Origin of the sequence: Pseudomonas sp. NFPP24 (assembly GCF_900112095.1) — a bacterium.
Classification (GTDB): domain Bacteria; phylum Pseudomonadota; class Gammaproteobacteria; order Pseudomonadales; family Pseudomonadaceae; genus Aquipseudomonas; species Aquipseudomonas extremorientalis.
The window spans coordinates 101,862-123,635 of record NZ_FOKD01000010.1 but is presented as its reverse complement, the minus strand read 5'-3'; the positions used below and the strand labels follow the sequence as shown (position 1 = coordinate 123,635).

16 protein-coding genes are annotated in these 21,774 nt (G+C 61.9%); 4 read left to right on the top strand and 12 right to left on the bottom strand.

Annotated elements, in window-relative coordinates:
* Positions 1-244: 244 nt before the first annotated feature.
* Positions 245-5,158 (bottom strand): dermonecrotic toxin domain-containing protein, encoded by a 4,914-nt coding sequence (locus BM026_RS21430; protein ID WP_093529988.1) that lies wholly within the window; start codon positions 5,156-5,158, stop codon positions 245-247.
* A gap of 141 nt (positions 5,159-5,299) precedes the next feature.
* On the opposite strand from BM026_RS21430, the gene BM026_RS21425 reads away from it, so the two are divergent.
* From BM026_RS21425 to BM026_RS21415, 3 genes are all read left to right on the top strand, one after another.
* Positions 5,300-5,587 carry a DUF5629 family protein gene (locus BM026_RS21425; protein ID WP_092244220.1) on the top strand — a complete coding sequence of 96 codons (288 nt, stop codon included), beginning with the start codon at positions 5,300-5,302 and terminating at the stop codon, positions 5,585-5,587.
* A complete protein-coding gene (locus BM026_RS21420) occupies positions 5,574-6,749 on the top strand; it encodes a lactonase family protein (protein WP_093529986.1) in 1,176 nt (391 codons plus the stop codon). The genes BM026_RS21425 and BM026_RS21420 overlap by 14 nt, the downstream gene beginning before the upstream one ends.
* Before the next feature lie 156 nt (positions 6,750-6,905).
* Positions 6,906-7,085: a hypothetical protein gene (locus BM026_RS21415; RefSeq protein ID WP_058424118.1), complete on the top strand. Its 180-nt coding sequence runs from the start codon at positions 6,906-6,908 to the stop codon at positions 7,083-7,085.
* Between the two features lie 128 nt (positions 7,086-7,213).
* On the opposite strand, the gene BM026_RS21410 is transcribed toward BM026_RS21415, so the two are convergent.
* The 3 genes from BM026_RS21410 to BM026_RS21400 are packed head-to-tail and all read right to left on the bottom strand — an operon-like array spanning position 7,214 to position 12,680.
* A complete protein-coding gene (locus tag BM026_RS21410; RefSeq protein WP_093529984.1) occupies positions 7,214-7,807 on the bottom strand; it encodes a glutathione S-transferase in 594 nt (197 codons plus the stop codon).
* A complete protein-coding gene (locus BM026_RS21405; RefSeq protein WP_093529982.1) occupies positions 7,804-11,442 on the bottom strand; it encodes an AAA family ATPase in 3,639 nt (1,212 codons plus the stop codon). Before BM026_RS21405 ends, BM026_RS21410 begins: the two co-directional genes overlap by 4 nt.
* On the bottom strand, positions 11,439-12,680 hold the full coding sequence (locus BM026_RS21400) for an exonuclease SbcCD subunit D C-terminal domain-containing protein (protein ID WP_071487955.1): 1,242 nt from the start codon (positions 12,678-12,680) through the stop codon (positions 11,439-11,441). The genes BM026_RS21405 and BM026_RS21400 overlap by 4 nt, the downstream gene beginning before the upstream one ends.
* 425 nt (positions 12,681-13,105) lie before the next feature.
* On the opposite strand from BM026_RS21400, the gene BM026_RS28995 reads away from it, so the two are divergent.
* Entirely contained in the window at positions 13,106-13,486 is a 381-nt protein-coding gene (locus tag BM026_RS28995) for a hypothetical protein (RefSeq protein ID WP_139217565.1), read from the top strand.
* A gap of 58 nt (positions 13,487-13,544) precedes the next feature.
* Here BM026_RS28995 and BM026_RS21395 read toward each other — a convergent pair whose 3' ends face one another.
* The 8 genes from BM026_RS21395 to BM026_RS21360 all read right to left on the bottom strand — a co-directional run bounded on the left by BM026_RS21395 (position 13,545) and on the right by BM026_RS21360 (position 21,601).
* A complete protein-coding gene (locus tag BM026_RS21395) occupies positions 13,545-14,072 on the bottom strand; it encodes a hypothetical protein (protein ID WP_093513380.1) in 528 nt (175 codons plus the stop codon).
* Between the two features lie 74 nt (positions 14,073-14,146).
* A complete protein-coding gene (locus BM026_RS21390; protein WP_093529980.1) occupies positions 14,147-15,787 on the bottom strand; it encodes a BatD family protein in 1,641 nt (546 codons plus the stop codon).
* Positions 15,784-17,523 (bottom strand): tetratricopeptide repeat protein, encoded by a 1,740-nt coding sequence (locus tag BM026_RS21385; protein ID WP_093529978.1) that lies wholly within the window; start codon positions 17,521-17,523, stop codon positions 15,784-15,786. The genes BM026_RS21390 and BM026_RS21385 overlap by 4 nt, the downstream gene beginning before the upstream one ends.
* On the bottom strand, positions 17,520-18,608 hold the full coding sequence (locus BM026_RS21380) for a vWA domain-containing protein (protein ID WP_093121210.1): 1,089 nt from the start codon (positions 18,606-18,608) through the stop codon (positions 17,520-17,522). Before BM026_RS21380 ends, BM026_RS21385 begins: the two co-directional genes overlap by 4 nt.
* On the bottom strand, positions 18,601-19,095 hold the full coding sequence (locus tag BM026_RS21375) for a DUF4381 domain-containing protein (RefSeq protein WP_071487950.1): 495 nt from the start codon (positions 19,093-19,095) through the stop codon (positions 18,601-18,603). Before BM026_RS21375 ends, BM026_RS21380 begins: the two co-directional genes overlap by 8 nt.
* Complete coding sequence (locus tag BM026_RS21370; RefSeq protein ID WP_071487949.1) at positions 19,092-20,024, bottom strand: DUF58 domain-containing protein; 933 nt, start codon at positions 20,022-20,024, stop codon at positions 19,092-19,094. Before BM026_RS21370 ends, BM026_RS21375 begins: the two co-directional genes overlap by 4 nt.
* Positions 20,025-20,029: 5 nt before the next feature.
* Positions 20,030-20,989, bottom strand: coding sequence for an AAA family ATPase (locus BM026_RS21365; protein ID WP_003174327.1), 960 nt, complete (start codon positions 20,987-20,989; stop codon positions 20,030-20,032).
* 258 nt (positions 20,990-21,247) lie between these two features.
* The gene (locus tag BM026_RS21360; protein ID WP_071487948.1) at positions 21,248-21,601 is read right to left on the bottom strand and encodes a hypothetical protein; all 354 of its coding nucleotides are present in this window, start codon (positions 21,599-21,601) and stop codon (positions 21,248-21,250) included.
* Between the last annotated feature and the right edge of the window lie 173 nt (positions 21,602-21,774).

Here is a 21,774-nt window from a genome sequence, read left to right as displayed (position 1 = left end):
CCTTGGCTTCAGGTTGATAAGCGCCTGGAAAAGTACAAGCTCGATGCAGCGAAGGTTTCGAAAAAGCGTTTTGAACTGTGTCGAGTCGCCGCCGACACGTTTGCCAAGCCTTGTCGTACCGCGCTTGAGCGCGCCTGTTTCAGTGTGTGAACAGACGGCGCCAACGGGTACGTGACCGCCACGTCGACCGTCGTACCCGCTGGCGACCACGCTAATACCCCATCCTCTGGTCAGCCGGCCTTGTTCACGCCTGAACACCCTTGGGCTTGGGCGCTATCTTGAGGAACAGGTTGTCCAGCGGTGGAGTGATGAGCACGTAGACGATTTTCGTCACGGGTTCGCTGCCCGGGTCTTTCACGCGGCTCAGGTAATCCTGCACATGGGCCTTGAGCAAATCCTTCTGGGTGAGTTTGCGTTGCTCCGGCAATTTCAGATGGGCCCGCGTATAGCCATCGGGCGGCGCGTCGGCGGTGGCGTAGTGGAAATGGGCGTACCACAACACCACCGGCGGTTTTTGCGCCTTGTCGTACACCGCGTATTCGGTGAAGAAGTCTCCACTGAGGGTCGGGCGTTGCGGGTCGGCCTGGCTCGTGAGGTTGATATCGATCTGCTGGTGGTCCCAGAGGTAGGCGACGCTTTCCATTGTCGGCCACTGGCGTTTGTAGGCATCGCTGCAGATGCGCTGTGCCCAGCGATTGATGTCCTTGGCTTGCGCCAGGCATTCGTCAATCAGATTCTGGGCGGTGGGTGCGTCGAGATGGTCGCGTTTGATTTCATTGGCGAGCTGGGTAAGTTTTTCGGCTTGCGCGTTGAGCAGCGTGTCCCATTCGCCGGGATTGGCATCCTGGCGAGTGAGGGGGTTGTCCAGTTTCGCCTGGTCCGCCGCGACCAATTGCTCCAGGTCCTGGCGTTGTCCGATCAATCCCTGGGCTTCACTCTTGAGGGACGCGAGTGAGCGAAGCTGCGGGGCCGGCGTCGAGGTGGTTGCCTCGTCGATGGGGGCCCAACCGTCCGTATGCTGGTTATACGAAGCCAGGGTCTTACCCAGCAACGTGTCGGTGATGGTGATGTGTTCCTCGCCGTTATGCGCGTCGGCGGGCTTGAGCTCGCCGATCAGGTATTCCTTTTTGCGGGTCTTGAACACGCGCTTTGCCGGGGGCTTGGCACGCAGTGTCTTGGACAGTGGCAGTTCGACCTTGAGGTCTTCCTGTTCTCTGACCACCGCCTCCAGTTCGTTTTGCGCCAACGCCCTGGCGAATTCGAGGCCCTTGAGCACACGTTCGGCTTCGGGCCCCAAGGCGTCGGGCTTCAGCGTCTTGAGGGCCCGCAGGGCGAACTCGGCCTGCTGGTATTTATCGAGAACTGTCTCGTAGACATTGCGTTGCTCGGCCAACGGGTATTCGGTACTGCTGCGTACCTCGATGTGGGATTTCAGGCCTATGTCCAGCCCGCACACCTGATAACGCGCCTTGTAATACCACTGCAACGCAGACAGTGATGAAGGTACCTTGAAGCGTAGTTGGCTCAGGCTGGCAAGCAGTTCCAGCGCGCTGAGCTTGAGGTTGTCGGAGAAAAACAATTCAACGATTGGAATGCTTGCCAGCAATTCCTGCCGTACCGCGCGCGCTGCAGCCGATGCTTGTCCCAGTTGCTGGAGGGTGGCTTCCATGGTGGCGGAATGCGTGGTCATGTGTTCGAGGTAGTCGATGTAACCGGTGACCATCCGCAGGTTTTCGTCGACGAGGGTCGAGTCTCCCGCGACGATTCGCGGTTGCATCCGTTCGTACCATGCCGCCAATGGCTCGCCTGCCTCGGTAGCGGTATGAAAATCCAACGCTTCCAATTGCATCTTGTGGAGAAACAACTGTTGGTTCCAGAGCTCTTTCAGGATGGTTGACGCATTGATCAGGGGCAGGTCGGCAATGGCGGCGGCCTCCAGCTGGCGGGTCAAGGTGGCCAACTCAAAGCGCACGGGCAGGGATTCGGACAGTTGAGTTTCGAGGTGCTGCAGCAATGCACCAAACTGGTTGCGAAGGCGTTTGTACTCGGAGATTTCAGTCTGTTGGCGTATTTCCAGGTCTGGACGCTGGGTTTGCGAAGACTTGAGCAGCAGATCCTGAATGATTCGCAGGGTCTTGAGTTGTTTCTCCAGGCCCTTGAGGGCGGATGCCAGTTGCGCTCCTGCCTGATCAATGGGGACCATGAGGTACTGCGCCTCCTGAGCGAGCTGGAGCAAGCGATCCTTCAACCTTTCGTTCTCAAGTTGTTTTTCATGGCGCAGCTCCTGCAACCGCTTGCGTCCGCCCCCCTGCAACTTGAGACCACGGTCCAGCGTCCAATGGCCGTTGCCGTCGGTTTTCAGCTTGATGCCCGGGTGATCCGGTTTGAGCGGGTGAATGATAAAGACTTCACCGAAACCCGGCACGATGTTGACCCTGAACAACAAGCCTCCCACCGAGGCATGCCATTGGTCGTTGATCTTGTACAAACCCCGATAAGGCCCGAGATTGACCGGTTCGGGAGCCGGCGTGGGCCAGGGCACATTGACGGCCCGCAGTCGCTCGAAAAGCGCCGCCGAGGCGCCATCGCCGGCCAGGGAGCGATCAAAGTCCAACAGCGTGCGACCACCCCCCGGTGGCTCGGAAGGCAGGCCGACAGCGCCTCGTTCAACCACCGCCGGCCTGATCAGACGCTGGCCTGGCAGTGGGTGCTTGAAGGGCAAAGGGATCGTGGCCTGTTCATCGCGCTGGGATTCTTCGTGCGACGCGCCGGTCGATCCGTGATGCAACATCGCCATGCCGATATTGAGCAGCAGATCAATCCACGCCAGCTCCCTGGCTGTGGGATCGGCACTCTCCAGTGCCGGCAGGTCCTTCACTACGCCATGCATGGCCTGCATCAGCCAACCGACTGCCGCCATGGGGCCGCGTACAACCAGCAGCAGGGTGTTGAATCCCAGTTGCAGGCCTTCAAGGATAAGCGCCCAGCGGCTTTCACTGTTGGAGGTCGACTCCCTTTCGGCCTGGTCCACCAGTTGCTGTGTTTCACTGCCGAACAGATATTCCATGAGGCTGCCGTTGCGCAGCGCCAGGCCTATTTCATCGTTGCTTTCGTCGTCGGCACCGGCCAGCTCGGCGGGCTTTGGCACGCTGGGCAGGTTGTCGAACTCCGAGCCCATGCCGATGCGCACGTAGTGAGGCTCGTTGAAACCGCCGTTGCTGTAGACCGCCCTGGCCTGGTCCGGCAACCAGGTCAGTACGCTCTCCTGCAGGTCGCCGGGTTGCACGATGGCCGCCAGCAACTGCTGGCGATTGGGGTATTCCAGCAGCGCCTCGGCATAGGCCGGTCGATACAGCAGGTGCGGTCCCGACTGCGTGTCGCGGGGTTCGATGACGAACATATTGCGCACCACATCCGCGGTGGCGCCTGGCTTGCGTACAAAGGCCAGCGGCCGGATGACAATATCCTCGCCATTGACCCGGCGCTCCAGCGGGTTGGGGTTGACCAGCGCTTTCACGCACTCGAAACCACGCTGGGTGAGGCCGGCTTCGCCCTTGATCAAACGCTCCAGTGCCTGGGTTTTCAGATGCAGGGGGCGCAGTTGCTCAAACAGGCGTTGACGTTTGCGTGCCGCTTCGGTCTGCCCCATCAGCTCCCGGCGCAGGTAAGCCGGGTAGTTTTTGCCGATGTCGACGCGCTGGACCAGTTGAAGGAGGTAGTCGGGTGTCAGCCAGGCTTCGATCGCGCGGCCTTTGACATGGCGTATTGTCATGCGGCCTTTGGGGCGGCCGGACAGGTTCTTCAGGGCCAGGTCGACCAGGTTCATGACGACCGGTTCGACGTAACCGCCTTCGAGGATACCGACCGGCACATGAAAGGTCAGTTCCAGATCGCCAGCATCGTAGCCGGTCGCCAGCGCTTCATGGGTGCAGGCGCGCAGTCCGCCCTGGGCAACCGCACGGTCCATGCACAGTTGCTGGTTCACATGCGCGGTGGCATAGCCGCGCAGTGTTTCCAGGCTATCGAAGTCGGCGTCGCCAAGGGTCTGGCGCTTGAGGCTGGCGTTTTCCAGCAGGGTGTGTCGGTAGGCCAGGCGGTTGGCGGCGCTGGTGGCTTGCAGATGATCCGGCAGGGCGGCCTGGATGGCCGCCACCGTTGCCGGCGACGTGGCGTTTGATGGCGCCAGCCACTGCGCAGGGTCGGTGGTGACGGCAAACAGGCGTTCCACTGCTTGCCGCGTGGATTGGGCGGGAAGCTGGAGAGTCGCGAGATCGTCCAACTGCTGGTTCAGGATGAGCGCCGCTTGCACTTCGAAAATATTGCCGTCGGGTTCGTACTGCTGCCAGGTGATGCGCTCGGCCATAAAGCGCTGTTGCAACTGCTCGCCCCACGCCTGGCCGAAGGTTTCCAGGTCGGGGTAGGTCTGGATCTCACCGTTCAGGCGAAAAAGCAGTGCTTGCTTACCGCGCACCACCAGGATCTCGGTGCCTTGTACGGTCAGCCGCTTGCCGGCGCGTTGCAAGTGGGTTTCCAAGGTGTAGGCGTGGACCTCGTTGGCGGGGGCGGGGCTGAGCGTGCGCGATGCCCGGTCGGGATAACGGTTCAACGCGCTGAGTATTTCAATGTGCTGGGCAGCGAGGCCGGTCTGGCGTGTGGCGACCTCGAGCAACACACCTTGCAGCACATCGGCCAGCCACTTCCAGCGGACGCTCCCTGCGTCGCTGTCCTGTCCCCAGTACGCAGCCAAGGCTTCTTGAAAACCGATGAACAGCACCCGTGGCAGCTCCCGGATGAGGGCTTCGATAACCCGCAGGTCGAAGTCGCGGCGCTCTCCGTTCTCATGAGAACCGAGCCGGGTGCCAGTGGCATCGCTCAGGTAGCAATCCAGGTTCTGGCGTGCCGTCAGCTCGGGGAAACTGCCGTCGGCGATATGGTCCAGGGCAACGTCCAGCAACGGCAGCAGGGCGCGGCCGCCGCCTTCGCGGGGGACGGCCAGCCGAAGGTCGGCGACGGGCAGTGTCAGGGGCGGGTACTTCTCCACCAGGTGGGTGCCCAGCATTTGCGCGGTGACGGTGCGCAAAGTGGGGCGCCCGAGAAATTGCGCTGCAATCGCTTGTCGCGTGGGGTTTGCCGCTGGGGCGGGGGGCTGTACAGGCATGTGGGTTCCTTGATGTCGGATAAGAGTGCGTCCTTGCAAGGTAATGCCCAGCGTTGTCGCCATGCGGTAGCCCGCTATGGTTTTAGGCCCTGGCGGCAAACTGGCCTATGATTAGCGCTTTGAACCTGATGAAAGACTGTGATGACTGAGAATTTGCCTGCCGTCCTTGAAACCAGCGACATGCTTGAAATCGATGGGCTGCATGCCTTTGATTTTGAACTCGACAACGAAAAACTGCTGATCACCGCCATGGACGGCCGTGCAGAAAAACGCTGGCGTTTCAGCCTGGAACAGGTCAACGCCGCGACGTTCGATGACACCTTGCAAAGCTGGACCCTTACCGGTGATTCGGGCGAGCACCGCCTGATCTGCATGAGCGCCTTCACCGGCAACAATAACGACGAGGATGAAGCGGATGATGATGCGTAAATTCTGGCCGCTGCTGATGGCCGGCAGCGTGGGAGCGATGTCGGTGCAAGCCGCGCCCGCCGATACCTATGAACTGTTGGTGGGCAGCTACACCGCCGGCAGCAGTGAAGGGATCTATCGCCTGCAGTTTGACAGCCGCACAGGCCAGTTCAGCGGTAAACCGGTGCTCGCGGCCAAAGCGGCCAACCCGTCCTGGCTGACAATCTCCAAGGACCAGAAGCACCTGTTCGTGGTCAATGAGAACGGCCCCGGCCAGAAGGACCCGGTCGGGCGCGTCAGCAGCTACAGCATCGATCCGCAGACTCGCCAATTGACCCTGATCAACCAGGTGCAGAGCCTGGGCAACGAGCCGACCCATTCCAGTTTGGCCGCCGATGGGCGCTACCTGTTCGTCGCCAACTATTCGGTCGTGGAGGACCCGGGTGGCAGCCTGGCGGTGCTGCCGGTCGATGCCACGGGCAAGCTGTCGCCTCCGGTGCAACTGAGCGGGCACCCGGCCAGCCGCGTGAACCCTGAGCGCCAGGCGTCCAACCATGTGCACTCGGTGGTGTCGTCGCCGGATGGCAAGTACGTGTTTGTACAGGACCTGGGGGCGGACAAGCTGTTTGCCTACCGCTACGACCCCAAGGCCAACCATGAGCTGCCATTGACCCCGGCCAATCCGGCCTCGGTGCAACTGCCGCCAGGCAGCGGCCCGCGTCACCTGTTGTTCAGCGCCGATGGCAAGCACGCCTGGCTGACCACCGAGATGAGTGCGCAGGTGGCAGTGTTCGACTACAAGGATGGCCAGTTGACCCAGACGCAACTGGTGGACTTCTCCGCCGGCCAGCCGGTGTCCGACAAGGCCGGTGCCGCGTTGCACGCCTCCAGTGACGGCCAATTCCTCTACGTGAGCAACCGTGGCACGGCCAACCAGTTGCTGGTGTTCAGCATCGATCCGGCCACCGCGCACCTCACGCAATTGCAACGTCGCTCGGTGGACGGTGACCACCCACGCGAATTCAGCCTGGACCCCAGCGGTCGGTTCCTGCTGATCGCCAATCAGAAAAGCAACGAAATCGTCGTGGTCGAACGCGACCCCAAAACCGGCCTGCTGGGTAAAACCGTGCAGAAATTGCCGATCGATGCCCCCAGCGACCTCAAGTTCCTGGTGCGTCAATAAGCCACAGGCCCCGCCGTGCGGGGCCTGACCCTTTCTATTAATTCTGTTAATAGCGGCTACTGTTTCAAAGCATTTCTAAGGTTCAGCCCTCGGGCGTAAGTTTGGTTCCAAGGCCTTCCCCGGCCACTCAACCAAACGAACACAAGGGTTACCGACATGAATCTGAACCTCTTCTCCATCATCGCCGCTTCCGCTGTTTCCGCCACCGTTGCCCTGCCTGCCGCAGCCAGCGTGGAAGTCACCGGCAAAAAATCCAGCACCAGCGCCTATACCCAGAAATACTTGCAACAGAGTGCCAACTTCTACGCCGCACTGGATCACAAGACCCAGCACTAAGCGGTAGGTCACTGAGATCAAATGTGGGAGAGGGCTTGCCCCCGATAGCAGTGGGTCAGCTACAGATTAGCTGACTGATCCACCGTCATCGGGGGGCAAGCCCTCTCCCACATTTGATTGTGCCGGCCTCAGGGTTTTGTCATCACGGCGATAAATAGCGGTGAAGTAAGGACGCGCTGAAGCCAGGCTTGTAACCGTTGATACGGCGTCCCGGCGAACCACTCCCGATCCACGTGGGCAAACTGGCGTACAAACGGCGCCAGGGCCATGTCCGCCAGGCTCGGATGCTCTGCCAGCAAGTAGGCGCGTTCCCCCAGCAGGCCTTCCAGCTTCTGCAAGAACACCTCGCCCTCGCCCCGATAATGTTCCATCGGGTGTTCCGGGTAGCGGTCGGCGTACTTGTATCGATCCAAGTGATACTTGAAACCCTGGTCGTTTTCGGCAATCAGTGCCAATACCGCCGGGTCACCCTGCAGCAGCCAATCATCCGGGTCGTGCTGGGCCAGGGCCCATTGCATGATCTCCAGGCTCTCTTCAATCACGCGTCCGTCAACGCTCAGTACCGGCACCGTACCCTTGGGCGACAGTGCCAGCATCTCGGCCGGCTTGGCCTTGAGGCTGACCTCGATGATCTGTACGGGCACGCCTGAATAACGCAAGGCCAGGCGTGCCCGCATCGCATACGGGCAACGCCGGAACGAATACAGCAGCACCTCGCTCACTTCACCTCCAGCGTGCTCAAACCATTACCCTGGCGCTTGACCTGGATTTGTACCGGAATGCGTTCGTGCATTTCCTGCACGTGGGAAATCACCGCCACCTTGCGCCCCTGGGCCTGCAAACCGTCCAGCGCGTCCATCGCCAGTTGCAGCGATTCCGGGTCCAGGCTGCCGAAGCCTTCATCGATAAACAGCGACTCGATCTTCAAGGTGCTGGATGCCATCGACGCCAGGCCCAAGGCCAACGCCAGTGACACCAGGAAGGTTTCGCCGCCGGACAACGAGTGCACCGAGCGCAGTTCGTCGCCCATTTCCGTGTCCATCACCAGTAGCCCCAACATGCTGCCGCCGCGCTTGAGGCGATAGCGGCGCACCAGTTGGCGCAATTGCACGTTGGCGTGGTGCACCAGCAGGTCGAGGTTGTAGGCCTGGGCGATCTTGCGGAAGGTGTCACCGGTGGCTGAGCCGATCAGTGCGTTCAGGCGCGCCCAGCGTTGCCATTCGTCATACGCCTTGGCGATCTGTTCGGCAAAGGCCTGGTTGGCGTCCTGGCGGCGCTGGTCTTCGGACTGGCGCGCGCGCAGTTCGGCGCAGTGTTTCTCGGCCTCGGCCAACTGTTGGTTGAGCGTGGCCAGGGCGGTGTCCAGTTCATCGGCTTCGAAGTTGCCATTGTGCTGGGCTTGGTGTTCGGCGAGGCGTTGCTCACGTTCTTGCAGCAGGACCCTGGCCTGTTCGACGGCTTTCTCGCTGTGTTGCAACTGCTGGCGCAAGTGGCTGACCTGGGCGTCGTCGTAGGCCAGCAAACGGTCGAGGCCGGCGTCGTCGAGTTCCGGGTGCAGCGCGCGCCAGTCGTGCAGGCGCATGTCGAGGCTGTGCTGTTCGGCCTGCAATGCCTGCTCGCGTTCCTGCTGGGCCTTGAGGTCGGCGGCCAGTTGGATCAGGGCGTTGTGGATGTCCTGCAGTTGTTGGTTGGCGTCGGTTTCGCTCTGGCGTGACTGTGTCACGGCGTGTTCCAACTGTTGCTGCCACTGCTCGGCGCTGGTGTGTTCACCGAGCAACGCGTTGAGTTTTTCCTGAGCCGCTTGCTGTTGGGTCGCCAGTTCGGTGACTTGCTGGAGCAGGGCGTCGAGTTGCTGTTGGCGATGCTGCTGGTGGGTCTGTTCCTTCTCGATCGCCTGTTGACGCTCTTGTTGCTCGGCCAATTCGTCGCGCTGATGGCCCAGCTGTTCCAGGCGCTGGCTGACCTGCTGGTCCAGCTGCATAAAGGTGGCTGCGGGCTCGGCGCGCAGACCTGCCAGGGTGTCTGCGGGCAGCAGGCTGGTGAAGGTACTCAGTTCCTGCTCAAGGCGTTCGCGGTCGCTGGCCAACTCGCGCTGCTGGTCCACCAGCAATTGACGGGCCTGTTGGCTTGCTTCCTGGGCGGCTTGCAGTTGTTGCTGCAGGCGCCCGGCGTTTTGTTGCAGGTTGAGCAGGGCGCCTTGGCGCTGTTCATCCTGGGTGATGCTTTGGGTCAACTGGCCCAGTTGCTGCTCAAGCCAGGCGCTGCGCTTGGCCGGTTCCTGATTGAACAGCGACGCGGACAGCGGGTGTGCATCCAGGCTCGGTTTCAGCGCTTGCTGTTGCGTCGCCAGGTGTTCCTGCTGTTGCAGGTATTCCTTTTGCTGGGCGATCAAACCGCCCACTTCGCCACGCAACTCGGTGAGTTTTTCCTTAAGGGTGTCCACCGCTTTCTGCGCGCTGGCTTCTTCGTTTTCGTCATGACGACCGAGGCTTTGCAGCAGGGCTTCGGGCTGGTGGTACGGGTGTTCGTGGCTGCCGCACACCGGGCAGGGCTGATCGTCCTGCAACTGCTCGCGCAACTCCTCGACGCTGGCACTGCGGGCCAGGCGCTGGCGTTCCAGCAGTTGTCTGGTCACGTTCAGCGTTTGTTCGGCCACCGTCAGTTCGGCCTTGGTTTGCAAGCCGGTCTGGTTCAACTGCTCGCGTTGCTGTTGGGCCACGGTGAGCTTTTGCGTCAGGCCGGCGGCTTGCTGATCCAGCTGTTGCTGGTGGTCCCACAGGCGCGTCAGGTCTTCGAAGGCACGCTGCTGTTTGCGATTGTCTTGCAGCAGGCTGGCCAGCAACTGGATCTGCTCGGCCACGGCGTGAGGCTCGGCACCGGCCTCCTGGTACAGCAAGTCCAGTGCTTCGCGTTGCTGGGTGAACTGTTCGGCGGCGCGGGTTGCACGTTGCTCCAATTGCGGCAGTTCGGCCTGGCCTTTATTCAGGCGGTTACCGATCAGCATCAGTTGTTGCAGGCGGTCGCGGTAGGCGGTCCACGCATCACTCAAGGGCGCGAGGGCGGCGCTGCGCTCAAGCTCGGTGGCCAGGCGTTGCAGGCGCTCTGCGACTTCGCTCTGTTTTTCCAGCAGGCCGGTGAGCCGGGCCTGGCCTTCGGTGCAGGCGCTTGCGTGTTGCTGTTTGTCCTCGGTGCGCTTGACCAGCTCTTTGGTCAAGTGGGTGAGGGTGCTGTGTTCGTCGAACGCCTGGCGCAGCAAAGGCGCGGCATCCGCCTGGTTTTTCAGGGCTTGCGCCAAGGCGGTTTGCGCGCTGGCCAGTTGCTGCCGGGCCTGGTCCTGGCGGGCCTGCAATTCGGCTTGTTGCCGCGTATGGGACTGAATCTGCGCCGCCAACGGCGCCAGCTGTGTGCCGAGTTCCGCCTGGCGCACGAACAGATGACGCTGCGGCGCCAACTGTTCCAGGTGGCCCAGGTCCTGGCGTTGCGCGTCCTGGTTACTCCAATCGGCCTGCGCCTGCTGCAGCTGTTCGGTGGCGGCGAGTTGGCGTTCCTGCCATTCGCGCAGTTCCTTGAGCCACGTATGCTGAAGCTCCAGTTGCTTGAGTTGGGCCTGTTGGGTCTTGAGGTGTTGCTGCGCGGCATCGAATTGTTGATCGAGCTCGGCACGGGCTTCAGGGGCCAGGGGCACCACGCCGGTGGCCTGGTCCTGCAACTGTTTGTGCGCGTCCCGGGCCTCTTTGGCCTTGTCGAAGGCACGCCGGCCCAGTTGGGTGTACAGGGCCGTGTCGGTGAGCTTTTCCAGCAGTTCGCTGCGCTCGTTGTCGTTGGCCTTGAGGAACGCACTGAACTCGCTCTGCGCCAGCAACACGGCGCGGGTGAACTGTTCGAAGTTCAGGCCCAGGGCCAATTCCAGCTGGGTCTTGTATTCGGTTTTCTGGCTGGCCAGCAGTTGGTCGCTGTCCAGGTCGATCAGGCTCTGGCGGCTGTTCTGCAACTTGCCGCTGGCCTTGTCGCGCGCGCGATTGGCTTCCCAGCGCGCGCGGTAGCGGCGGCCACTGACGCCGACAAAATCCACCTCGGCATAACCGCCACCGGTGCCGCGGCGCAGCAGGGTACGTGGGTCACCGATGGAGATGTCGCTGTCGGCATCCGGCATCTTCGCCTGGCCGGTATCACCCAGGCGTGGCACGGCGCCAAACAACGCCAGGCACAAAGCATCGAGCAAGGTGCTTTTACCGGCGCCGGTCGGTCCGGTAATCGCGAACAACCCGGCGCTGGCCAGGGGCTCGGCGGTGAAGTCGATCTCGAACGGGCCGGCCAGGGAGGCGAGGTTTTTCAGGCGGATGGCAAGGATCTTCATGGCTGTTCCTCCTCTTGCTGCACTTCCTGGAGCAACACGGCGAAGTCCTTCAAGGTCTGTTCATCCACCTCGCTGCCGTAGCTGTCCTGCCAGGCGCGGCTGAACAATTCCTGGGGCGTGAGCTGGTCGAGTTCGATCAGGCGGTCGTCGCCTTCGTCCTCACGGGGGCCCTTGCCGGCGTACTCGGCAGCGATGCGCACCAGGCGCACAGCCTTGCCTTGCAGCGCGGCTTCGATTTGCTGACGCAGGTCGGGCTGCGGTTCGTCGAGCAGGACGCGCACTTCGAGCCAGGGGTGGCGTTGGGTTTCAGCCAGCAGGTCGATGTCCGGCAACTCGGCCAGGGCCTTGAGGATATCCGCCAGGGGCGCGGCTTCCAGACGTTGCAGGTCGACCGAACGCGGGATCAGGATGGGTTCGACGCTCACCAGGCATTGGCCCTGGAACACCACATCGAGGATCTGGTGCTTGTAGCCGATTTCGGAAAACGACAGTGGGATCGGCGAGCCACTGTAGCGAATACGTTCTTCGCCATTGACCTTTTGCGGCTTGTGCAAATGGCCGAGGGCAACATAGCCGACACTTTTATCGAACAGGCTGGCCGGCAGCGCCTCGGCATTGCCGATGATCAGGCTGCGCTCGGAGTCTTCCGACACCGAACCACCGGCCATGTGCGCATGGCTGATGGCAATCAGCGCCTGGCCTTTTTTGCGCTTGGCATTGGCCGCGGCGATCAGCCATTCATGCACCTGGCCGATACCCCGCAGGTAGTCGTCACCCAGGTGCGCGCCGGTGACTTCCGCCGGGCGCAAAAAGGGCAGCGCCAGGCACCACGCGGCAACCTTGCCTTTGGCGTCGGGCAGCGGGATCAGCAGCCGTTCGGCGTCGAGCTGGCCATCGTCCAGCCACAGCACGCGGCCGAGGGCATGGGTGTGCAGGCGGCGCATCAACGGTGCCGGCAGCTCGATACGTGAGCCGGAGTCGTGGTTGCCGGCGATCATCACGATGGTCAGCTTGGGGTTTTGTTCGTGGGCGCTGATGATGAAGTCATACAGCCGCTCCTGGGCCTTGAGCGGCGGGTTGACCGTGTCGAAGATATCGCCGGCGATGAGCAGAGCGTCCGGCTGATGGGTCTTGAGTTGGCCCAGCAGCCATTCGAGGAAACAGGCGTGTTCGAAGTCGCGTTCCTGGCCGTGGAGGTTTTGACCCAGGTGCCAGTCGGAGGTGTGAAACAGACGCAAGGCGAACTCCGTGGAATAGATGAAAAGGAGGGGAGTTTACCTGTAATGCGACCATGCTGCCCCAGGCGATACAGATTCAATGTGGGAGGCGGCTTGTTCCCGATGGCGGTGGGTCAGTCAGTGCATTTCTATCTGACACACCGCCTTTGCGAGCAAGCCCGCTCCGTGCCAAGGGTTAGAATATTTCTCTGAAAAAACGCAAAGTAAAATGTTATTAAATGCCGATCCCATAAGTGGTCGGCAGGATTAGGAAACGCCTTACTTATTCCTGCACTAAAAAATGACAGGACTTTCCTTCCAGGATTTAGGAAGCAGCTGGCTTAATTTGATAAAAATTCATGCAGTCTGGCAAGCGTGGAGTGGTCAAATAACGCGCTCCTCGTGTGATGCGCTTTTGTGTTTTCTTAATAATGATGGAGACTATTATGAAAAGCCTTATTGCATTGCTGCTTGCTGTATTGACGTTGTTTGCCACGCCAGCCTCTGCGCTATGTCTCTATATCACTGATAGTTACAGTGGAATCATACCACCTGAGGAGGAAATTACTGCTCATGGTCCATTTGCAATAACCTCGGCCAACGGCTGTTACGGGGCGAGCATTGATGCAATGGTTACAGTAGGAGGGGCTGGAAGGACTCCCGGGATTTTTATCGAGCGTGAAGTAGGCGGGACGTGGAAAAAGGAAACTTTCAGTATAGGCAGTAACGCCTCGTACTCAGGCCCGTTTGGTAACTATCGAGTCAGGCTGAAAAACAACGAAGCGGTACCGAAATCCTACTCAGGTACGATCAGATACGGTCGCTGAGGGGTTAAAGGCAGTGCGTCAGGGCAGTCCCCGACGCACTGTGCTTCACGCTGTGCATTTAAGCACGCTCATTGACTGATAAATTACTATGCGTTGATTTTACGAAGTAGGCCAGCGCGTTGATAGCTTGATTGGCCTCGACCATGCTTCGTAAATGGTCCATGGCACCATCGCGCTTACTGATTCGTGGATCAGTTTTAAAATAAGCTACCGTGTCTTCCAGTTGTTCGTTGAATAACGCTATGCCGTTAAATTTTACATGGGTATTTGTCTGGCGCCCATTGGCATCGGATGCGCCGTCACCAGAAATGAACATTCCAAATGCACGCTCACTGATCATTCCGTCGTCAAAAAGCCGTCTGCCAACTTTCTTCAATTCTGCGGTACTGATTGACGTCATATCATAATCTTTCAAAAACTCCTTAAGCTGACTGATCTTCTCCTGATCGCCAAGCTTCAATGTATCCGACGCCTCGGAGGCTTCGGTAATGGTGAATGCATTCGTGACTTGCTGCGGATTTTTGATGGTATAAGCATCTGTCTGCTTACTTAATGGCGGATAGGAAACATTCAACGTAATGGCCATTTTAAAAACTCCATTAATCGAAAGCTACATGGTTTTATCGGCCATGCCTGTCCTATCTTGAGTAGTGACCTTGGCTACTTGGGATACAGCGGCGGCAGGCTGGTGGTATCCGCCGCCGGGTCCGGTTCGCGCTCAGCTATCGGAATCGCCTTCACCGCACGCCACAGGTCTTCACCCAACCAGAAATGCCCGCTCTCGCTATACAGTGCACCATTCAAACCGTCCAACGCGTCCGACAGCGGCACAAACCGCGCCGCCATATCCGCCAGGGTTTCAGGCTGTTGCCGCGCCCAGGCGTCAAGGGCCTGGCGGGTGGCTTGGGGGTCGTTGGCCTGGGTGGCGCGTTTAAGGTCGTCGAGCAGCGTGCGCGGGCTCGGGCCGGTCTGTGCGGCGCGCTGCACGGCCGGTTGCCGACGTGCACGCCACCACAGGCCAAAACCCAGCAGGGTGGTGCAGGCCAGGATCAGCGTACTCAGTTGCCACAGCCACAGGCGTTCATCGTCCGGCGCGGTGATCACCGTCGGCGTAGCGGGGGTATCCACGGCCAGGCTCGGGTTGATGGCGACCTGCAAGGTGCGCGCCGGCAGGCTGGTGCGTTCGAGGTGGTCTTCGTGGGTGTTCCACCACACCACGTCCACGGCGGGCAGTTCCAGATTGCCGGCGCGAGTGGGCACCAGGGCCTCGCGGTCTTCGCGGCTGCCGATCAGGCCATGGTCGCTGGTCTGGTTGCCGAGCACCGGCTGGTCCGGGTAACGGCGCAGGCCGTTGATTTCGGTGCTGGGCAGCGCCGGCAGTTGTGCGCTGGAAAGACCCTCGGCCTTGACCGTAAGGCTGCGGGTCAGGGAGTCGCCGACCTGCACATGCTCGGGTTCCGGGTTCCAGTGTTCGCTCAAGGTCAGGCTGCGTGCCGGCAACCACGGCGTATCGGCGGGATACAGCGCCGGTTTGGGTTTGACCACCAGCGGCAGCTCTGCGGAACTCACGTGGATCAACTTGCCCGGCTTGGTGCCTTGCAGGGTGTTTTCCTGGGGCGGGCGCGATTCCACCAGGGTCGCGCTGAAGGTCTGCGTCGGGATCGCCAATGTGCCGCTGTGCTGCGGGTAGATCGCGTAGCGGGTCTCGATCACGCCGTGGCGGATGCTGTTGATGACCTTTTCATAGGTGCGCGACTCGCCCAACTGCTCCACACGCGCATCGGCAATCTGCAACGGCGTGAGGCTGCTGTCGTCATACAGCGACACCGAGTGGTAGACGCGCACGGTCAACAGCGCCTGGGCCTGGACATAGACGCTGGTCTGGTCGAGGTTGGCCTCGATAAATACCGGCGCCAGCTCGGCAGCGGTGTTCTGGCTGGCGGTCTCCACCACTTGCAGGCTGATCGGCTGGGTCTTGTGTTCGCCCACTTGCAGGGGCGGGATGACCACCGTGCCGTTTTCCCTGGGCAGCAGGGTGATGATCCAGCGCGTGGTGGCGTGGTTGTCGCCGCCCAGCGTGGTGAGTTGGTTGATCTGCCGCGTGCCGCTGACTTCGAACTGCGCATCCAGCGGCGACAGGTCGGGTTTGCCGAACTGAGTGACGTCGCTGGACTCCACCGTCAGTTCCACCGTTTCCCCGGAGTTGACGCGGCTGCGGTCGACGCTGGCGACCAGGCTCGCCGCCTGGGCGTGGCCGGCCGACAAGGCGAGCAGAAGCAGTAGGGTGGTGCGGCGGCTCATCGAGTCTTGTCCTGATGTTGTTGCTGTTCGTACCAGAATTTGCGGCGCAGCAGTTCGCCGGGGTTGTCCGGGATCTCCTGCAGCCATTGCTCCAGGGCCTGGCGATGTTCACCGTCGAGGCTGGCATCGCTAGGCCGCAGCGGTGGGGTGGTGGTCTGTTCGTCGCCCAGTTCGCTGCCCGGTACTTCATTGCCCGCGGTTTGCGGCGTGTTGCCGGGCTTGGTGTCGCCAGTGCCGGCCTCACCCTGGCCTTGGGATGATTGTTCGCCGCCTGTGGCGTTTTGCCCAGTGGCGCCCGGTTGCGCAGTTTGGCCGGGTTGGGTGGTTTCGTCATCCTCGTTTTTTGCCGCAGGAGACGGCTCCGGCTGGGCCTGTTCCTGCATAAGGGTTTCTACCAGCGCTTTGTTTTTCAGCGCCGGTTGCAGGTCGGGCTGGGCTTCGAGGGCTTGCTCGTAGGCGTCGATAGCGGCTTCCAGTTCCCCGGATTTTGCCAGCGCATTGCCCCGATTGTAGTGGGAGTAGGCGTCATTGCCTTCGGCAAACAGCTTGATGGCCTCGGCATAGTTGCCGGCCTCGTAAAGCGCCACGCCCTTCCACTGCGGGTCCTGGAAGTGTTCGGCGGCTTCGGCGGGGCGTTTTTTCTTCAGCAGATATTGGCCCTGCTGGTCGGGACGCAGCCACAGGTCTTGCAGGCCGAAGGCGTAGCTGGGTTGCGGTGCAATCAACAGCAGCAACGGCAGGCAGAACAGCCAGCCGCGCCGACCGGCGCAGGCGGCCAGCAGCAACAGCGGCAGGAGCAGCCAGTAGCCCTGGTCGGCCCAGGTGTCGAGGTGCAGCAACTGGCCGTCATTGCGCAGGGTTTGCGGTGGGTCGAGCACGCCGAGCTGGCGCAGGTCCTTGTCGTCCAGCCGCGCAGCGCGGTAGCGGCCACCCATTTCGCTGGCGAAGGCCTTGAGGGTCGGGCTGTCCAGGCGCGGCACCAGGATCGCGCCTTGTTCGTCCTTGAGGAACTCGCCGCTTTCCTGGGTCACCGGCGTGCCCTCGCGGCTGCCGATGCCGAGGATCGACAAACTCGGCGCCTGGCCGCTTTGCAGCAATAGGCGGATGCCCTGGCGCTCCTGTTTGGACAGCGAAGAACCAATCAGCAACAGGCGGCCCTGGCCGAGGCCGCCTTGTTTGAGCAGACCCAGGGCCTTCTCGACGGCCAGGTCGGCGCGGTGGCCGGGTTCGGGCATGATCGAGGGACGCAAGGCCTCCAGCAGGTTGCGGCTGGTGGCCAGGTCGTCCGACAGCGGCACCAGCGTGTGGGCGCTGCCGGCATAGACGACAATGGCGGTTTGCGCATCGGTGCGCGCCTGCAACAGGTCGTACAGCTTGCGCCGCGCCTGCTCCAGGCGGTTGGGCGGGCTGTCGGTGGCGAGCATTTCCGGGGTCAGCTCCAGCAGCACCACCAATGGGTCGGACGGTTTCTGGCTGGACTGCTCGACTCTTTGCCAACTGGGGCCGAGCAACGCCAGCACTGCCAACAGCCAGGCAATGCCCAGCACCACCCAGGGCGATTTGCTCTCGCGGCCGTTGCCACCGCTGAGCAATACCGCGTGGAAGGCCGGCGGCAGGATCATTTGCCAGCGTCCGGCGCGCTTTTGCCGGTGCCACAGATGCCACAGCAGCCAGCCGAGCAACGGCAACAGCAACAACCACCAGGGACGGAACCAGTGCGGCCACAGGTCGATCATCGACGCCTCCGCAAACGCAGGCGTTTGAGGCGCTGGCGCCATTCCGGGTGTTGCTGCAGGAAAATCCCCTTGCTCGACAGCTTATTGAACACGCGTTGCAGGGCGTTGTTCGGCCAACGTTCCTGGATCACCAGCAACATGCTCAGCACCAGCGCGAGGGCCAGCGGCGCGCTGTACAAGGCCAGGGCGGGCCGCGCCTGGGTGGGTTGTTGTTCGACAGGTTCGAGCTTGTCGAGGGTTTGCTTGATCGCTTGCAACTCTTCGCCATCACGTGCTCGGAAGTACTGGCCGTGGGTGGCTTCGGCGATGGCCTTGAGCGCCGGTTCGTCGAGGTCAAGGCTCGGGTTGACGCCAAGGATGCCCAGGGAACCCGTTTGCTCCGGGTCGGCGCCGATGCCGATGGGGTAGATCTTCACGCCTTCTTCGGCCGCCAGGCGCGCAGCGGTCAGCGGGTCGATCTGCCCGGCATTGTTGGCGCCGTCAGTGACCAGGATCAGCACGCGGCTCTGCGCCGGACGCTGGCGCAGGCGTTTCAAGGCCAGGCCGATGGCATCGCCAATCGCAGTGTTCTTGCCGGCAATGCCGATGCGCGCTTCATCCAGCCAGGTGCGCACGGTGCGGCGGTCGAACGTCAGCGGTGCCTGCAGGTAGGCCTGGCTGCCGAACAGGATCAGGCCGACGCGATCACCCTCACGGCCCTCAAGAAAGTCGCCGAGCAGGTGCTTGACCAGGCTCAAGCGACTCACGTCTTCGTCCTGCCAGTTCATATCGGGAAAATCCATGGAGCCGGACACGTCTACCGCCACCAGCAGGTCGCGGCCACTGGCGGCGATGGGCAGTGGCTCACCGAGCCATTCCGGGCGTGCGGCGGCGGTCAACAGCAGCAACCACAGCACCACGAAGGGCGCTTGCTGGCGCCAGCCCGGCAGGTTGACGCGGGCGCGGCGGCGGGCCAGGCCTTCGAGGTCGCTGAGGTAGCTGACTTTCAATGCGGGCTCACCACTGTCGGCGGCGGGCAGCACCAGGCGCATCAACCAGGGCAATGGCAACAGGGCAAAGATCCACGGCCAGGCGAACTCAAACATGTTTGCGAATCCAGGTATCGACCGCTTGGGTCAGGCCGGCGATGGCCTTGTCGTCGAGTCTGCATTCGGGTTTGTAGGCGCCTTCCACCAGCACCATCCAGCGCGTGAGGCCGGCGGCAGGGCAGCGGTTGTCGAGGAACGCCAGCCATTTGCGGCCGTTGAGGGTGTGGCTCTGGCTGTAGGGGTAGTCGTTGCGGCACAGGCGCTTGAGCAGGCCGTTGAGCTGTTGCAGCCAGGCGCCGGCAGGCGCGCCGTCGTAGGGTTTGGGCATCAGCGCCAGTTCCGCCAGGGCGGCAATGCGCAGCGGGTCCAGCGGTTGTTCGGCGCGAGCCACGGGGCGGCGGGCCGGCAGGAAACGGCGCAGGGACCACAGGCCCCAACCGAGCAGCGGAATCACCAGCAGCAACAGCCACCAACCTGGCGCAGGCGGCCAGAAGCCGATGGCGGGCGGGGCGATCAGCGGTTGCAGTTGGTCCAGGCTGCTCATTGTTTTTTAACCGGGCGTTGCGGGTTGAGGTATTCGCGCAGTTGCTCGACCATTTCGCTCTGGGTGCTCAAAGGCATCAACAGCACACGCAGTTTCTGCGCGAGCAGTTCCCAGCGGGCAATGCGCGCTTCGGCCTGGGCCTTGTAGGCCTGGCGCAGGTCGAAGTTGAGTGTGTCCAGTTCCAGCTGGGCGCCGCGTTCGGCGAAGCGCAACAGCCCGGCGGCGGGCAGGGCGTGGTCCAGCGGGTCGGAGATCGGCAGCAGCAAAAGGTCGCAGTGGCGTGACAGCAGGCTGAGTTGTTGCTCGGCGCCCTCGGTCAGCGCGCGTTCATCGCAGATCACAATCACCAGGCTGCCGGGGCGCAGCACTTCGCGGCCACGACGCAGGGCCATGCCGAGGGCGTCGGCTTCGGGGCGGCTCTCGGTGTTCAGGCTCTGGTTGACTCGCACCAGGCGGTTGAGCAATTGCAGCAGGCTTTGTTTGCTGCGCCGGGGCTTGATTTCGTAGTGCTCGCTATCGCCGAACACCAGCCCGCCCACGCGGTCGTTGTGGCCCAGCGCGGCCCAGCCGATCAGGCTGGCCGCCTGTGCCGCCAGCACCGACTTGAACATTTGCCCGGAGCCGAAAAACAGCCGGCAGCTTTGCTCCACCATGATGAAGATGGGCCGCTCGCGCTCTTCATGGAACAGCTTGGTGTGCGGCTCCTGGGTGCGCGCCGTCACGCGCCAGTCGATGGTGCGCACATCGTCCCCGGCCTGGTACACGCGCACCTGGTCGAAGTCCACACCGCGTCCGCGCAGTTTGGAGTGGTGCAGGCCGATCAGCGGGCTGCGCTGGCTTGGGGTGGAAAACAGCTGCACTTCGCGCACGCGATGGCGCATCTCGATCAACTCGCTGAGCGTGATGCGGATGCCATCGCCTGCGTTCATGGGTTTCAAGCGACGGCAACGACGTCGAGAATGCGTTGCACCACGCGGTCCTGGTCGATGCCGGCGGCTTCGGCTTCGAACGACAGGATAATGCGATGGCGCAGCACGTCGAACAGCACCGCCTGGATGTCTTCCGGGCTGACGAAGTCGCGACCGGCCAGCCAGGCATGGGCGCGGGCGCAGCGGTCGAGGGCGATGGAGCCGCGAGGGCTGGCGCCGTAGGCGATCCACTCGGCCATCTCCGGATCAAATTTGGCCGGCGTGCGCGTGGCCATGACCAGTTGCACCAGGTATTCCTCCACCGCGTCGGCCATGTACAGACCGAGGATTTCCTTGCGTGCGGCGAAGATCGCCTGCTGGCTGACGCGACGTTCCGGCTTGGTTTCGCCGTTGAGCGCTTCGCCACGGGCCTGTTGCAGGATGCGTCGCTCCACGGCGGCGTCGGGGAAGCCGATCTTGACGTGCATCAGGAAACGGTCGAGCTGGGCCTCCGGCAGGGGGTAGGTGCCTTCCTGTTCGATGGGGTTTTGCGTGGCCATCACCAGGAACAGCGGCGACAGGTCATAGGTACTGCGCCCGACGCTGACCTGGCGCTCGGCCATGGCTTCCAGCAGGGCCGATTGCACCTTGGCCGGGGCGCGGTTGATTTCGTCCGCCAGCACCAGGTTGTGGAAGATCGGGCCCTGCTGGAACACGAAGCTGCCGGTTTCCGGGCGATAGATTTCGGTGCCGGTGATGTCGGCGGGCAACAGGTCGGGGGTGAACTGGATACGATGGAACTGCGCTTCGATCCCTTCGGCCAACTCTTTGATGGCCTTGGTCTTGGCCAGGCCTGGCGCGCCTTCCACCAGCATATGGCCGTCGGCGAGCAAGGCGATCAACAGGCGATCGATGAGTTTTTCCTGGCCGAGAATCTGCGTAGAAAGAAAGGTTCGCAGCGCAAGCAGCGCTTCACGATGTTCCATCGATGACGGTTCCTGGAGAGATGAGCCTTGGCGTTGTGAAAAATGCCAAGACCTGGGGCGTCTACTTTAAAGCATCGAGGGGGGTGGCGACTAACGGCGTGACGGGTATTTTTGGCAAATCTTGTAGGAAATGTGTGTGGGAACGCGGTCGATGTGGGAGGGGGCTTGCCCCCGATAGCAGTGGGTCAGACGCAGATGCAGGAACTGGTTCGCCGCTATCGGGGGCAAGCCCCTCCCACATTTGATTGTGGGTGCCGCTTAAATTCGGGTGAAAGTGCCGGTGCCTTTCAGGATGTTTTGCAGGGTTTGCTCGACTTCGGCCATATCCGACGCCGCCGTGGCGTGGGTAATCTCCAGCTGGTCCTTGCCACCCAAGGCATCGGCATCGCCGGCAGCCAATTCGACCAGCAGGGTAGTGTCACTCAGCGTGACCTTCAGCCCATCCAGCGTCGAGGGCTCGTAATCCCAGGTCAACTCCACTTCGTCTTCATCAGGGTAGCGGGTGAGCATGAACATTTCGCCGTTCTTGCCGTGGCAGCAGAGCATGGCCATGTTGTCTTCTTCGTCGTCGCACGGCGTGGCCATCAGGGCGTCGGTTTTCAGTTGCAGCATGGGCAATCCTGTCTGGGGTAGGGCGTAATGCGCGCAATTGTGCCATTGCGGCGAATTTTGTGCTGCTTCCTGTGTCATACCCCGTGCATGACCTGGCGGGCAATATCGGTCATTTCTGATACTCGCCGGCGTGGAAATAGCCGGTTTTTCTCCCGGGAATGATGGGTTGCCCA

Excerpts from the sequence above, each read along its gene's own strand:
- BM026_RS21430 (WP_093529988.1), bottom strand. The coding sequence starts at position 5,158 with ATGCCTGTACAGCCCCCCGCCCCAGCGGCAAACCCCACGCGACAAGCG.
- BM026_RS21425 (WP_092244220.1), top strand. The coding sequence starts at position 5,300 with ATGACTGAGAATTTGCCTGCCGTCCTTGAAACCAGCGACATGCTTGAA.
- BM026_RS21420 (WP_093529986.1), top strand. The coding sequence starts at position 5,574 with ATGATGATGCGTAAATTCTGGCCGCTGCTGATGGCCGGCAGCGTGGGA.
- BM026_RS21415 (WP_058424118.1), top strand. The coding sequence starts at position 6,906 with ATGAATCTGAACCTCTTCTCCATCATCGCCGCTTCCGCTGTTTCCGCC.
- BM026_RS21405 (WP_093529982.1), bottom strand. The coding sequence starts at position 11,442 with ATGAAGATCCTTGCCATCCGCCTGAAAAACCTCGCCTCCCTGGCCGGC.
- BM026_RS28995 (WP_139217565.1), top strand. The coding sequence starts at position 13,106 with ATGAAAAGCCTTATTGCATTGCTGCTTGCTGTATTGACGTTGTTTGCC.
- BM026_RS21395 (WP_093513380.1), bottom strand. The coding sequence starts at position 14,072 with ATGGCCATTACGTTGAATGTTTCCTATCCGCCATTAAGTAAGCAGACA.
- BM026_RS21390 (WP_093529980.1), bottom strand. The coding sequence starts at position 15,787 with ATGAGCCGCCGCACCACCCTACTGCTTCTGCTCGCCTTGTCGGCCGGC.
- BM026_RS21385 (WP_093529978.1), bottom strand. The coding sequence starts at position 17,523 with ATGATCGACCTGTGGCCGCACTGGTTCCGTCCCTGGTGGTTGTTGCTG.
- BM026_RS21380 (WP_093121210.1), bottom strand. The coding sequence starts at position 18,608 with ATGTTTGAGTTCGCCTGGCCGTGGATCTTTGCCCTGTTGCCATTGCCC.
- BM026_RS21375 (WP_071487950.1), bottom strand. The coding sequence starts at position 19,095 with ATGAGCAGCCTGGACCAACTGCAACCGCTGATCGCCCCGCCCGCCATC.
- BM026_RS21370 (WP_071487949.1), bottom strand. The coding sequence starts at position 20,024 with ATGAACGCAGGCGATGGCATCCGCATCACGCTCAGCGAGTTGATCGAG.
- BM026_RS21365 (WP_003174327.1), bottom strand. The coding sequence starts at position 20,989 with ATGGAACATCGTGAAGCGCTGCTTGCGCTGCGAACCTTTCTTTCTACG.
- BM026_RS21360 (WP_071487948.1), bottom strand. The coding sequence starts at position 21,601 with ATGCTGCAACTGAAAACCGACGCCCTGATGGCCACGCCGTGCGACGAC.